Here is a 12,670-nt window from a genome sequence, read left to right as displayed (position 1 = left end):
GGGCACCTTCTGCACACTCGCGGCGTCAGGGCCGTGTGGTCGGGACGGGGCGGGTCCCGGTGGGTGTCACATTCGGCCACGCGGCGGTGCTTGATGGAGTGTGGAGGTCATCGGGAGCGGCGGGACCGGGTCGATGGCGGCCCTGCGGGCCGACCGGACTGTCGAACGGGGTCGAACGGGAAGGGCGGTGGCCGTGGTCGCTGCGCCACCGACCGAGGCGGTGCGCCCGGACCTGGAACAGGTCTTCCGGGCCGCCTATCCGCGGGTCGTCGCGGTGGCCGCGCGGGTGCTCGGGTCGCCGGACGAGGCGCAGGACGTCGCCCAGGAGGTGTTCCTGAGCTTCGGGCGTTCGTCCGTGCCCGCCCGGGAGGCGATGGGCTGGCTGTCCGTCGCCGCCGCGCACACCGCGCTCAACCATCTCCGGTCCGGCCGCCGGCGGGCCGCCCGCGAGGTGTCGGCGCATCCCGGCGCCCACGTCCCGGACACCGCCGACACGGTCGTCGTCAACGAGGAGCGGCGACGGGTCCGCGAGGCGCTTGGCCGGCTGCCCCGCAAGCAGGCCGTTGCCCTGGTCCTGCGGCACAGCGGCCTGAGTTACGCCGAGGTCGCCGCCGCCATCGAGCTGTCCACCGGCAGCGTCGGCACCACCGTCCGGCGCGCCGAAGCCGCCCTGCGCAAGGAGTTGAACCGTGAAGCGTCATCCGACTGACGGCACACTGCGTCGGCTGCTCGACGAGCCGGTCGCTGTGTCCGACGCCGACCGCGCGCACGTCGCCGGCTGCCCGATCTGCCTGGCGGAGCTGGCGCAGGCGCGCTCCGACGCGGCCGTCGCCGCCGTGGCGATGACCCCGTCGACGGCCGGTATCCCCGACGTCGACGAGGGATGGCGCCGGCTCTCGGCCGGCCTGACGACCGAGCGGGCCCGGCCAGCGGCACCGCCGGCGGTGGTGCGGCCCCGGTGGAGTGCCCGGCTGCGCACTCCGGTGGTCGCCATCGCGGGCGTCGTGCTGCTGATGACCGGCGCCGGCATTGCCGCCGCCGCGGACTGGCTGCCGATCTTCCGCACCGAGCAGATCGCGCCGGTGACGATCACCGCCGACGACCTGGTCGCCCTTCCGGACCTGTCGGCGTACGGCGATGTGACGGTCGTCGACGAACCGGGCGTGCATCCGGTCGCCGACTCGGCGGCGGCGGCCGCGGCGACCGGGCTGACCGTCCCGCAGGTTGCCGAGCTGCCGGGCGGGGTGTCCGGCGATCCGGAGATCCTGGCGGGCGGGCAGGCCGTCGTGCAGTTCACCTTCTCCGCCGCCACAGCGGCGCAGGCGGTCGCGCCGGCGGCGCTGCCGGCACCGCCACTCGGCCTGGACGGCAGCCGGTTCAGGCTGGTCGCCGGTCCCGGCGTGCTGCAAATGTGGGCCGCGGACAGCGGTCTGCCCGCCCTCGCGGTGGGCCGGGCGGTCGCGCCCACGGCGTACTCCTCGGGCATCGACTTCGTCACGGCCCGCGACTACGTGCTGTCGCTGCCGGGTCTGCCGGCGGACCTGGTGGCGCAGCTCGGCGCCTTCACCGGGGACGGCACCACGTTGCCGTTGCCGTTGCCGGCGGACCTGGCCAGCAGCGCGCCCGCCGAGGTGAACGGCACGCCGGCTCAGCTGCTGACGTCCCGGGACGGCGCGGTGACCGCCGTGGTCTGGGTGCAGGACGGGGTCGTCACGGCGGTGGGTGGATCGCTCAGCGCCGACGAGGTGCTCACCGTGGCCCGGGAGCTGCGGTGACCGCGGCCGGTGCCGGTGCCGGCCTCGACGAGGCCGCCCGGCTGCTTGCGGACTTGCCGGCCTCGCCCGCGGTGTGGTGCTCCGACCTGCGCAAACGGTACGGCCGGCGGACGGCGGTGGACGGGGTGTCGTTCACCGTGGGGCGCGGCGAAGTGGTCGGCTTGCTGGGTCCGAACGGGGCCGGAAAGACCAGCGTCATCAAGATGCTGCTGGGGCTGGTGCGGCCGGACGCCGGCGAGGTCCTGCTGCTCGGCCGGCCCGGCACCGACCCGCGCGCGCGGGCCCGCGTCGGCTACCTGCCCGAACTGTTCCGGTACCAACCGTGGCTGACGCCGTCCGAGGTGCTGGCGCTGCACGTCCGGCTGGCCGGAGCGGGGATCCCGGAGAAGGAACGGCGCGAGTGCCTGGCGATCGTCGGGCTGGCCGACCGGGCCGGCGACCGGGTGGGCGGATTCTCCAAGGGCATGCAACAGCGGCTCGGGCTCGCGGTCGCCCTCGTCGCCCGGCCGGAGCTGGTGATCCTCGACGAGCCGACGAGCGCCCTGGACCCGATCGGCCGCGCCGACGTCCGGGACCTGCTGCTGACCGTCAAGCAGCGCGGCGTCGCCGTCCTGCTGAACTCGCATCTGATCGGCGAGGTCGAGCGGGTCTGCGACCGGGTCGTCATCCTCGACCGGGGCCGGGTCGCGGCCGCCGGCAGCCTCACCGAGCTGCTCGGCCAGCAGGAGGTGCGGCTGCGCCTGACCGGCGTGGGCACGGCGGCGCTGACCCGGTTGGCCGATCTGGGGCAGATCACGCGCGACGGTGACGCGTTCACCGTCCTGCTGGTCGACGATCGGCCGGACCCGGTGCCGGATCTGGTGACGGACCTGGTGCGGCTGGGAGTGCGGGTGCACGCGGTCGAGCCCGGCCGGATCAGCCTGGAGGAACGGCTGCTCGGGATCCTGCGGGGCCCGGGCGCCGGCGCGGACGGGGGCGCGGGGCGATGACCGACCTGATGGCCGAGCGGACCGGCGGCCCGATCGCGTCGACGGGGCGGGTCGTGCTGACGGTGTGCGGGCTGACCCTGCGGGAGGCGGCCCGCCGGAAGGTGCTGCGGGCATTGGCGGTGCTGACGCTGGTGCTGCTGGGCCTGAGCGCGTGGGGGTTCGCCAAGCTGGGTGGCTTCCAGGCCGATTTCGGACAGCTGACCAGCGGGGAGGCTCGGCTGGTGGCCTCCCAGCTGCTGAACCTGGTGATGTTCGGGTTGAGCATGATCGCCGCCCTCGGCACCGCGTTCCTGGCCGGTCCGACGCTGGCCGGGGAGATCGAGTCGGGGATGGCCCTGGCGGTGCTGGCCCGGCCGGTGCACCGGTTCGCGGTGTTGCTGGGCAAGTGGCTGGGACTGGTCGTCTTCGGTTCCGGGTTCATCGTCGTTGCCGGGCTCGCCCAGTTCGTCATCGTGCAGGTGACCGTCGGCTACTGGCCGCCGGAGCCGGTGCTCGGACTGGCCCTGCTGGCCGCCCAGACCACGGTCCTGCTGACCCTGGGACTGTTGCTGTCCACCCTCATCTCGCCGATGGCCTCGGGCATCGTCGCGGTCGGGCTGTTCGGTGCCGCGTGGATCGCCGGCGTCGTCGGCGGGGTCGGCGCGGCGCTGGGCAACGAGGGCGTGGCCCGGGTGGGCACCGTCTCGCAGGTGCTGCTGCCGACCGACGGGCTCTGGCGCGGCGCCATGCACGCCTTCCAGGACCCGGGCGTGGTGCAACAGTTCAGCCGGCAGATGGCGGGCTTCCCGTTCCTGAGCCCGGCGCCGCTCGCCCCGGCCTACCTGTTGTGGGTGATCGTCTGGGTGCTGCTCGTCCTGGGCCTGGCGGCGCTGTCCTTCCGTCGCCGGGACCTGTAGGGGCTCAGCCGGACCGGCCGAACCCGGCGTCCCGGGCGCGGATGATCATGTTCGCCCGGTCCCCGGCCTGCAGTTTGCTCAGGATCGTGGACACGTTGTTGCGCACGGTCTTGCCGGACAGGTACAGCTCGGCGGCGATCTGGGCGTTCGACCGGCCGGCCGCGATCAGGTCCAGGATCTCCCGCTCCCGGTCGGTGAGCTGCGGGAACGCGGCGGTTCGGGCGGTCGCCGGGGCCTCGAACGCCCGGGCCACCCGCTGCGCCAGCGACGCGCCGAACACCACCCCACCGGCGTGCACGGTGCCGATCGCCCGCACCACCTCGTCCTGCGACGCCCCCTTGACCAGGTAGCCGCGGGCGCCGGCGCGGACCGCGCTGAACACCGTCGAGTCGTCCTCGCCCATGGTCACCACGAGCACCCCGACCTCGGGGGCGGCCTCGACGATCCGGCGGGTCGCCTCGATGCCGTTCATCACCGGCATCTGGATGTCCATGATCACCACTTCCGGCCGGTCGGCCGGGTCTGCGCCGGTCACCATGTCGACCGCCGCCCGGCCGTCGGCGGCCCGCCCGGTGACGGTGATGTCGTCCAGCGGATCGAGCAGTGCAGCCAACCCGTCCCGGAACACCGGATGGTCGTCGACGATCAGCACCCGGATCGGTGGCGTCATGGTGAGAGCTCCTCGGCGATCGGTATCCAGGCCTGCACGACCGTGCCACCCGCCTCCGGGCAGCGCACCTCGCAGCGGCCACCAAGCTCCTCGGCCCGTTCCCGCAGCGAGCGCAGACCGATCCCGGCGACCGCGTCGGGGTCGATGCCGCGGCCGTCGTCGGCGATCCGGATGCCCAGTTCACCGGCCGTCACGGCCAGGGTGATCCGGCAGGACTGTGCGGCCGCATGCCGGACCACGTTGGTCAGCGCCTCCGAGACGATCCGGTAGGCGGCCACCTCGACCGCGGCGGGCAGCGCACCGAGTTCGCCGGCGGCCAGGTCGACGTCCAGTTCCGCGTCCAGTACCGAAGCCGCGGCCTCGACCTGGTTCTCCAGGGCGGCGACCAGGCCGAAGTCGTCCAGGGCCGGCGGGCGCAGGCCGTGCACCAGGCGCCGCACATCGGCCAGCGCGTCGGTGACGTCCTGCCGGGACTGCCGGACGAGCTGCCGGGTGCGCTCCGGGTCGGTGTCGATCGCGTTGCCGGCGGCGTCCAGCCGCAGCGCCACCCCGCCCAACGCCGGCCCCAGCCCGTCGTGCAGGTCACGACGGATCCGCCGGCGGTCCTCCTCCCGGGCCAGCACGAGCCGCTCCCGGGCGAGCTGGAGCTCGCGAGCCAGGGTGGCGGTGCGCACGGCGATGGCCGCCTGCCGCACGACGTCCAGCAGCAGGGCCTGGTCCCGGCGTGACATCAGCGCGCGAAAACCGCGGGCCGGCAGCAGCAGCCGGCCGATCCGCGCGTCGTGGTAGGTGATCGGCAGCTCGGCGAGGTCGGGTTCGTCGGCGGGCCGGGTGCCGTGCTCGGCGAGCAGCGTGCCGCCGCTCGGCTGCACGATCTCGACGCCCACGTACGGCACCTTGAAGGCCTCGGCGACCGCGGCGGCCAGCGCCGGCAGCTGCTCGTCGACCCGGCCGGACGACTCCAATCGCCGGGCCAGGGTGGACACCACCGTGTAGCGGTCGGCCCGGCGCCCGACGAGCAGCCGCCGCACCACGTGCCCCAGCCAGTGCCGCAGCGGCCCGTAGAGCGCCACGGCCACGATCACCACCACGACGGTGACGCTGCGCTCGTCCACCTGGTCGCCGAGCACCTGGTTGCCGGCCGCGATGATCGTCAGGTCCAACGTGATGACGATCGAGCCGACCGCGGCCGACACCAGGGTGCCGGCGACCAGTGCGTCGATGTCGATCAGGGTCGGCCGGACGATGCCGATCGTCACCGACGCGGAGGTGACGGTCACCGCGGTGACCAGCGCGAGATAGGCCATCGTGCTGCCCGGCACGAGCAACCCGACCACCACGACCAGCAGGCAGATCAGCGCGGCCCAGAGCAGCCAGCGCAGCCGGGTGCGGTCCAGCCCGGTGGCTCGGGCGTGCCGGGCGAAGACGACCGCGATCGGCAGGAGCAGGGCGCCGAAGGTCAGGGTCCGGGCGACGGTCAGCAGGACCACCCACGCCCCACCCGGCAGCGGCAGTGCCGGGACGTCGGCATCGATCCACGGCGGGACGGCACCCTCGTAGACCGCCGACGTCGGGGCCAGGATGAGCGCGACCGGCAGCAAGGTGGCCAACCCGACCCCGACCCGCCCGGCCACCCCCCACCCGCCCGGCATGAACCGGCCGTCCGGGTACAGGGTGAGCAGCAGCGGCAGGCCGAGCAGCAGGAACGCGCCGACCCGCTCGTAGAACCAGAACGCCGCGGTCGTGCCCGGCGCCCCGGACGACTGCGAGTAGGCCGTCCAGGACTCGGCGAACCCGTCCACGGCCCACAGCGTGCCGAACGCGACCAGGACGACGCCGATGCGGTTCCGCCGGTCGTACCCGAGGATGACCGCGCCGAACCCGGTGACCAGCAGGCCGATCAGGGCACCCAGCACACCGGGATCGGTGCCGGTGACGTCCCGCGCGGTGGATGGGGTGGTCAGGTCGACCACGGCGCAGGCCAGGACGACCACCGCGCAGCCGGCGGTCGCGACCAGCCCGGGAACGGAGTACGCGCGGGTGCGCGGCCGGTCCGAGCCTGTCGTCATCGCGTCAGTATCACCGGCGACGCGTCCCGTGGTCCCGAGGCCGGTGTCCCGTCCGGGACGGGACATCACCGGGGACCGGACTCGGGACGCCGCACCCTGCCGGCCGGGGCGGCGGGACGACCAGGGTTGACCCCAGCACCGAGAACGCCGGCTCCGGCCGGACCCCGATTTCGATCCCCGTCCCGAAGGAATCCGTCATGACCATGTCCGGCCATCCCGCCCCCGCCCGGTCCGACCGGCCCGCCGACGTCGTCGCCGATCCGGCCCCGGTCCGCCGCCGCCACCCGTTCGTCGCACACGGTGCCCTGCTGTCCACCGGCGCACTGGCCTGGTCGGCGTCCATCGTGGCGCTGGGGGTGGACCCGGTCGGCAATCCGAACGAGCTGCTGATCTTCGGCTTGGCGTCCGGCCTGTTCCAGGTCGGATTGCTCGGCCTGCTGCGGGTGCTCTGGCGGACCCGGGGCCTCGGCGACGGCCGGATCGCCAGAGCGGCCCTGATCGTGGAGAGCGTGCTGGTGACGTTCGCGATCGGCTCGACGTTGGCCGACGCGTTCGCGGTGTCCGACCTGAACCAACCGGTATGGGCCGCGCTGGACGCGTTCTGGCCGCTGTCCATGCTCGGCATGTTCCTCATCGGCATCCGGATCGCCATCGCCGGCCGGTGGACGGGCCTCACCCGGTTCTGGCCGCTGGTCGCCGAGAGCTGGGCCGCGGTCGTGCTGCCGATCAACGGCATCCTGGGCGGCGAGGTGGCGCAGTACGTCGCCGCCGCCCACCTGATCGTCGGCTACGCCGTGCTCGGTGTGCTGGTCGCCCGGAAGACCGGCTGATCCGTCCCTGATCCCCGTTGACTCTGCCCCGTGCAGCCTGCATATGCGACACCGTTGATGCCCCGTCCGGGCCCCTCCCGGACGGGGCATCGGCCTGCTTGCGATATGGAGCCAGTGGAGCCATTATGGCGCCATGCCGAGCATCCAGATCAAGGACGTTCCCGCGGAAACGCACGCCGTCCTTCGCCGGCGGGCGGCGGCCGCGCACCAGTCGCTCCAGGAGTACCTGCGGTCGCGACTGGTCGCCGAGGCCGCGGCCCCGACGCTCGACGAGGTGTTGGAACGGGCCGGCGGTCGCACCGGCGGAACGCTGACGCTGGACGACGCCGCCGCACTGGTCCGGGCCGATCGCGACGCGGACGATGACCGTCGTCCGTGGTAGTAGTCGATGCGAACGTGCTGGTCGTGGCCTTGGCCGACGACGGACCGGACGGCGAACGGGTTCGGGTGCGGTTGCGCGGTGAACACCTGGCTGCCCCCGAGCTGATCGACCTCGAGGTGCTCTCGGTGCTGCGCCGGTCGGAGCGCGTGGGTGCGCTGAACACCCGGCGGGCCGCGCTGGCCGTGCGTGACCTGCGCGACCTGCCCCTTGACCGGGCCCCCCACCTGCCGTTGGTGCGCCGCTGCTGGGAGCTGCGCGGCAACGTCACGGCCTACGATGCGGCCTACGTGGCCCTGGCCGAGACCCTGGGCGTCCCGCTCTTGACGGCCGATCGCCGGCTGGCCGCGTCGCCGGGTCTCTCGTGCGCGATCGAGCTGCTGGCCGGCGGGTGAGCGCAGTGTCGTCGCAGTGTCAGCAGCCTCACGTCGTTCGACATTGACCCGGGTCCGCCTGACCCGGAAAGATCATGCGCACTGAAGGGGAGTAGTTCCGCCCGGCCGGCTCGTCCGGATTGGGTGCGGATGGTCGACATGCTGGCGCCGCGGCGCCCGGTCATCCACCGGCATGACGCGACAGCGGCGGCCGGCGAGCGAGACCTTCGGCCGGTGAATGCACGCCGGCCGAGGTCGCTGCATCCCCAGCCTTCTCGGTCGGCACGATCGAGAGGACTCCCTCCCATGAATATCGTCGCGCGCCCGGTGGTGCCGTCATGACGTTCTGGCCCGCCCTGCTGCTCGCCGTCGGCCTGTCCGCCGACGCCTTCGCGGTGGCCCTCGGCAAGGGTCTGCACCTGCGCCGGTTCAACCTGGTCAACGCGGCGATCATCGCGTTCGCGTTCGGCCTGTTCCAGGCGGTCATGCCGCTGATCGGCTACCTGGTCGGCTCCGCGTTCTCCTCCTACATCGAAAGCTTCGACCACTGGATCGCGTTCGCGTTGCTTGCCCTGGTCGGCGGCAAGATGCTGTGGGAGGCCTTCCACAACGACGACGACGATGACGTCGATGTCGACACCATCAACTACCGCGAACTGTTCGTGCTGGCCGTGGCGACCAGCCTGGACGCGCTCGCCGTCGGCATCTCGTTCGCGTTCCTCCCGGACATCTCGATCGGCTGGATCGTGCTGCTGATCGGCGTCACCACGTTCGTCATCAGCTTCGCCGGCGTGCTGATCGGGCACAAGGTGGGACGCCGGCTCGGCAAGCCCGCCGAGCTCGCCGGCGGCGTGATCCTGATCCTGATCGGCCTGAACATCCTGGCCGAGCACCTGGGCTGGTACTGACCGACGGCCCGGGGTCGTCCTTGATCGGCAGCGGAGGCGTGATGACACCATCGGCGGACCCATTCGACCTCGAACGGTTCGTGCAGGCGCAGGACCTGGGCGGCACCTACGACCAGGCCCTGGCCGAGTTGCACCGCGGCCGCAAGACCTCGCACTGGATCTGGTTCGTGTTCCCGCAGATCGCCGGGCTCGGGTCGAGCCCGATGGCGCAGCGGTACGCGATCTCGGCGTTGGACGAGGCCACGGCCTATCTGGCGCACCCGGTGCTCGGGCCGCGGCTGGTCGACGCCGCGCAGGCGATGCTGGCCACCGACGCCCGCCGGGCCGAGGCGATCCTCGGATCGATCGACGCGATCAAGCTGCGGTCCAGCATGACGCTGTTCCACCGGGCCGACCCGGATGAGCCGGTGTTCGGCCAGGTGCTCGACCGGTTCTACGGCGGCCGGCCCGACCCCGCCACCGAGGAACGCCTGGACTGAAGCCGGGCGAAACCGGTGCGGTCGTGTCGGGGTCGCCCGCACCCCTGGACTGGAGTTGATCATGGCGTTCTCTGCGCGACTCGCCGACGACACGCCGAACGCGGAGCAGAGATCGCCATGATCAACAGCGAGTGGGCGAGCCGGGGTCAGGCGACCCAGCCGGGCAGGCCGGTGCGGGAGCCCGCCGCCGCCCGGTCGGTGATCGAGGCGAGCCGGCGCATCGCGGTGACCAACTGGTCCGGCGGGACGGTGAACGGCAGCCGGACGAACGACTCCATGGTGCCGTCGGGGCCGAACCGGGGCCCGGGGGCGATCCGGACGCCGACCGACGGCGCGAGCAGGGCCAGGTCGGTGGCGAACGGGCCGGGCAGCCGCACCCAGAGGAAGGTGCCCCCGGCCGGTCGGGACGGTTGCCAGTCGGGCAGGTGCGCGGCGAGCGCACCGGCCAGCGCGGCGGCGCCGGCGGCGAGCCGACCCCGCTGCTCGGCCAGGGCGGCGGCCGGGTCGGCCAGCAGGGTGGCCACCACCAGCTGATCGAGCACCGGCCCGGCCATGTCGCCCAGCGCGCGGGTCGCCGCCAGCCGCTGGATCAGCCCGGGGGCCGCGCGCACCCAACCGACCCGGAGCCCACCCCAGAAGGACTTGGAGACCGACCCGAGGGACAGCACCGTCGCCCCGGCCGCGGCACCGGATCCGGTGTCCCACGCGGCCATCGGCGGCGGCAGCTCGGCGGCCCCGTCGAACGGCATGTCGCGGAACGACTCGTCGGCCAGCACCAGGGTCTTGGCCGGCCGGGCCGCCGCGACCACGGCCTCCCGGGTGGCCGCGTCCATCAGCGCGCCGGTCGGATTCTGGAAGTCGGGCATCAGGTAGGCCAGCCGGGCCGCCGACTGGCGCAGGGTGGCGGCGATCAGCTCCACGTCCCAGGCGGTCTCGGGCTCCTCACCCAGGCCGATCGGCACCGCGGTGCGGCGCCGGTCGCGGACCGCGTCCAGCGCGACCGGATAGGTGGGGCACTCGATGACCACCCGGTCGGCCGGGCCGGACAGGGTGTCCAGCACCAGGGTGAACGCGTGCTGCGCGCCGGAGGTGATCAGGATCTGCTCGGCCGTGGTGGGCACGCCGGCCGCGGTGTACCGGGCGGCGACGACGTCCCGCAGTTCGGGCAGGCCGAACGGCAGGTACCCGTCGGTGCGCAGGTAGCGGGGGAGCAGGCCGGTGGCGGCATGGGCCAGCGCGCCGGTCAGCGCGGCGGGGGCCGGCAGGCACGCGGTGGTCAGGTCGATCACGCCGGCCGCGCGTTCGATCTCGTCGTGCCAGCCGATCCCGTCCCGCCAGCCGAAGATCCCGCCCGCGGCGTACCCGGTGCCGGACACGGGCACGTTCCCGACCGTCCGCAGCGGCGCCGCCGGGTCGGCCGGCAGCCGCACGGTGCTGCCCGATCCGCGCCGGGACACCAGCCAGCCCTGTTCCCGCAACTGGGCGTAGGCCGCGTTCACCGTGGTTCGGGAGACGCCCAACGCGGTCGACAGCTCCCGTTCCGACGGCAGGCCGGTGCCCACCGCCAGCCGGCCGTCGAGCACGGACGCCCGGATCCGGTCGGCCAGGGTGCGGTAGGCGGGCTGGTCCCGGCCCTCCGGCTGGGGGCCGAGCCGCTTGGCCAGGGTGGCCGCGGACACCCGAGTGGTCTGCGTCATCAGACCAGTTTGTCGCAACTGGTACTGGAATGCCAGACCACATCGGCGGAAGGTGGCCTGCATGAGAGAGGCTTGCCGAGCGAATCATGAACACAGCGGCGTCGCGTCCGCGGGGGCCGCGAAGCCTGCGAGCGGCCCGGCGGGAGTGACGGCATGCGCTTCCTGACCCCGATTCCGCCGGACCGCCGGGTCCGTCGGTTCACCCAGTTGCTGGCCGGCCTGCTGCTGTACGGCTTCACCATGGGCTTGATGGTCCGGGCCGTCCTCGGGCTCGACCCGTGGGACGTCTTCCACCAGGGGCTGACCGCGCTGGTCAACCGATGGGTGCCGCTGTCCTACGGAGCCGTCATCACCATCGTCTCGGTGCTCGTGCTGCTGCTGTGGATCCCGCTGCGTCAGCGGCCGGGGGTCGGCACCATCGCGAACGCGGCCATCATCGGGTTCACCGTCGACCTGACGCTCTGGCTGATCCCGCCGGTCGACAATCTGCCGGTCCGGATCGGTCTGCTGGTTGTCTCGGTCGTGGGCAACGCGCTGGCCGGCGCCCTGTACATCGGCGCCGGATTGGGCCCGGGGCCCCGGGACGGGCTGATGACCGGTCTCGTCGCCCGTGGTGTCGGCTCCGTCCGCCTGGTCCGCACCGCGATCGAACTGAGCGTGCTGGCCGTCGGTTGGCTGCTCGGCGGTGTCGTCGGGGTCGGCACCATCGTCTATGCCCTGGCGATCGGCCCGCTGCTGCACGTGCTGCTGCCGCGGGTGCAGATCGGCACGGCGGCGGCGGCGCGCGAGGACGATCTCGAGTACCAGGAAGAAGCCCGGTAGGAACCCGTGGGCGGTGTCCCCTTCGGTGGTCCGCTTCTCACGGATTCCACATTTTCCGCACAGAACTTTCCGAGGCTAAATAGGCGCGTCGGCGTATTGCCGTCGGATCGAGGCACGGAATACCGTGAAGGGGACAAATTGCCGCAGCTGCTGATGTCGGGCCGTTGACCCATGCCGTCCGGTGTGTCGTCGTCGGTGGCCGAGGCGACGAGATCAGCTGGCGGACGGTCTGATCAGGCTGCTCCGGCCGCCTGGGATGGTGGGACCATGGTGCAGGCGCGGACCGCAGTGGACCGCAGTGACCGGAGTCCGGTACCGAATGCCGAAATGATCGGTTCGGCGCATCCGGACGAAAGGCTGGAAGTGACGGTCCGCGTCCGTTCGCGGGCGCAGACGCAACTCGTCGAGCACATCCAATCCTTGACGTCGGCGCAAACGCCGCCGGCGGCCGCGATGAGCCGGGAGGAGTTTGCCGCCCGGTTCGGGGCCGATCCGGCCGACATCCGGCAGGTCGAGGAATTCGCCCAGCGGGCCGGTCTGACCGTCGTCGAATCGAGCGAGGCCCGGCGCAGCTGGGATCCGTGCACCGGAGCCGGGCGCCCGGCCGGCGATGCGCTGGCCCAGGCGCTGGGCGCACCCCGGCCACGGTCGGCGGCTGAGCCGACCCTGTCGCCGGCGAGTCCGTCCGGTCCAGGGCAGCCACGGCGGGGTGCGCACCGGCCGTCTCCGGTGGTCGGGCCCGGTGCGGTGATCGGGGCCGCCGCCCGACCCGATTAACCTCG

The 12,670-nt window shown here is 73.1% G+C and carries 14 protein-coding genes; 11 read left to right on the top strand and 3 right to left on the bottom strand.

What is annotated here, in order from left to right; genetic code table 11:
* Positions 1-187: 187 nt before the first annotated feature.
* The 4 genes from ACILSK_RS22560 to ACILSK_RS22545 are packed head-to-tail and all read left to right on the top strand — an operon-like array spanning position 188 to position 3,660.
* Entirely contained in the window at positions 188-709 is a 522-nt protein-coding gene (locus ACILSK_RS22560) for a sigma-70 family RNA polymerase sigma factor (RefSeq protein WP_395729438.1), read from the top strand.
* The gene (locus ACILSK_RS22555) at positions 690-1,775 is read left to right on the top strand and encodes a hypothetical protein (RefSeq protein ID WP_395729437.1); all 1,086 of its coding nucleotides are present in this window, start codon (positions 690-692) and stop codon (positions 1,773-1,775) included. The genes ACILSK_RS22560 and ACILSK_RS22555 overlap by 20 nt, the downstream gene beginning before the upstream one ends.
* Positions 1,772-2,764 (top strand): ABC transporter ATP-binding protein, encoded by a 993-nt coding sequence (locus ACILSK_RS22550; protein WP_395729436.1) that lies wholly within the window; start codon positions 1,772-1,774, stop codon positions 2,762-2,764. Before ACILSK_RS22555 ends, ACILSK_RS22550 begins: the two co-directional genes overlap by 4 nt.
* Complete coding sequence (locus ACILSK_RS22545; RefSeq protein ID WP_395729435.1) at positions 2,761-3,660, top strand: ABC transporter permease subunit; 900 nt, start codon at positions 2,761-2,763, stop codon at positions 3,658-3,660. Before ACILSK_RS22550 ends, ACILSK_RS22545 begins: the two co-directional genes overlap by 4 nt.
* A gap of 4 nt (positions 3,661-3,664) precedes the next feature.
* Here ACILSK_RS22545 and ACILSK_RS22540 read toward each other — a convergent pair whose 3' ends face one another.
* Together ACILSK_RS22540 and ACILSK_RS22535 are read right to left on the bottom strand one after the other, a co-directional pair.
* A complete protein-coding gene (locus ACILSK_RS22540; RefSeq protein WP_395729434.1) occupies positions 3,665-4,330 on the bottom strand; it encodes a response regulator in 666 nt (221 codons plus the stop codon).
* Entirely contained in the window at positions 4,327-6,399 is a 2,073-nt protein-coding gene (locus tag ACILSK_RS22535) for a sensor histidine kinase (protein WP_395729433.1), read from the bottom strand. The genes ACILSK_RS22540 and ACILSK_RS22535 overlap by 4 nt, the downstream gene beginning before the upstream one ends.
* 197 nt (positions 6,400-6,596) lie before the next feature.
* Between ACILSK_RS22535 and ACILSK_RS22530 the strand changes: the two genes are divergently transcribed.
* The 5 genes from ACILSK_RS22530 to ACILSK_RS22510 all read left to right on the top strand — a co-directional run bounded on the left by ACILSK_RS22530 (position 6,597) and on the right by ACILSK_RS22510 (position 9,369).
* Positions 6,597-7,229: a hypothetical protein gene (locus ACILSK_RS22530; RefSeq protein WP_395729432.1), complete on the top strand. Its 633-nt coding sequence runs from the start codon at positions 6,597-6,599 to the stop codon at positions 7,227-7,229.
* Positions 7,230-7,362: 133 nt separating this feature from the next.
* Positions 7,363-7,611 carry a FitA-like ribbon-helix-helix domain-containing protein gene (locus tag ACILSK_RS22525; RefSeq protein WP_395729431.1) on the top strand — a complete coding sequence of 83 codons (249 nt, stop codon included), beginning with the start codon at positions 7,363-7,365 and terminating at the stop codon, positions 7,609-7,611.
* Positions 7,605-8,003 (top strand): type II toxin-antitoxin system VapC family toxin, encoded by a 399-nt coding sequence (locus tag ACILSK_RS22520; RefSeq protein ID WP_395729430.1) that lies wholly within the window; start codon positions 7,605-7,607, stop codon positions 8,001-8,003. Before ACILSK_RS22525 ends, ACILSK_RS22520 begins: the two co-directional genes overlap by 7 nt.
* A 317-nt stretch (positions 8,004-8,320) precedes the next feature.
* Positions 8,321-8,890, top strand: a complete 570-nt coding sequence (locus ACILSK_RS22515) for a manganese efflux pump MntP family protein (protein ID WP_395729429.1) — start codon at positions 8,321-8,323, stop codon at positions 8,888-8,890.
* A gap of 41 nt (positions 8,891-8,931) precedes the next feature.
* Positions 8,932-9,369 (top strand): DUF1810 domain-containing protein, encoded by a 438-nt coding sequence (locus ACILSK_RS22510; RefSeq protein ID WP_395729428.1) that lies wholly within the window; start codon positions 8,932-8,934, stop codon positions 9,367-9,369.
* A 146-nt stretch (positions 9,370-9,515) separates the two neighbouring features.
* On the opposite strand, the gene ACILSK_RS22505 is transcribed toward ACILSK_RS22510, so the two are convergent.
* Positions 9,516-11,066 (bottom strand): PLP-dependent aminotransferase family protein, encoded by a 1,551-nt coding sequence (locus tag ACILSK_RS22505; protein ID WP_395729427.1) that lies wholly within the window; start codon positions 11,064-11,066, stop codon positions 9,516-9,518.
* A gap of 153 nt (positions 11,067-11,219) precedes the next feature.
* On the opposite strand from ACILSK_RS22505, the gene ACILSK_RS22500 reads away from it, so the two are divergent.
* Positions 11,220-11,888, top strand: a complete 669-nt coding sequence (locus tag ACILSK_RS22500) for a YitT family protein (RefSeq protein WP_395729426.1) — start codon at positions 11,220-11,222, stop codon at positions 11,886-11,888.
* 327 nt (positions 11,889-12,215) lie between these two features.
* Positions 12,216-12,665, top strand: coding sequence for a protease pro-enzyme activation domain-containing protein (locus tag ACILSK_RS22495; protein ID WP_395729425.1), 450 nt, complete (start codon positions 12,216-12,218; stop codon positions 12,663-12,665).
* Positions 12,666-12,670 lie beyond the last annotated feature (5 nt).

It is taken from the genome of Nakamurella sp., from assembly GCF_044224575.1.
Taxonomy (GTDB): Bacteria; Actinomycetota; Actinomycetes; order Mycobacteriales; family Nakamurellaceae; genus Nakamurella.
Note: the sequence above shows the minus strand (reverse complement) of the source record. Positions and strands in the feature narration are given on the sequence as shown.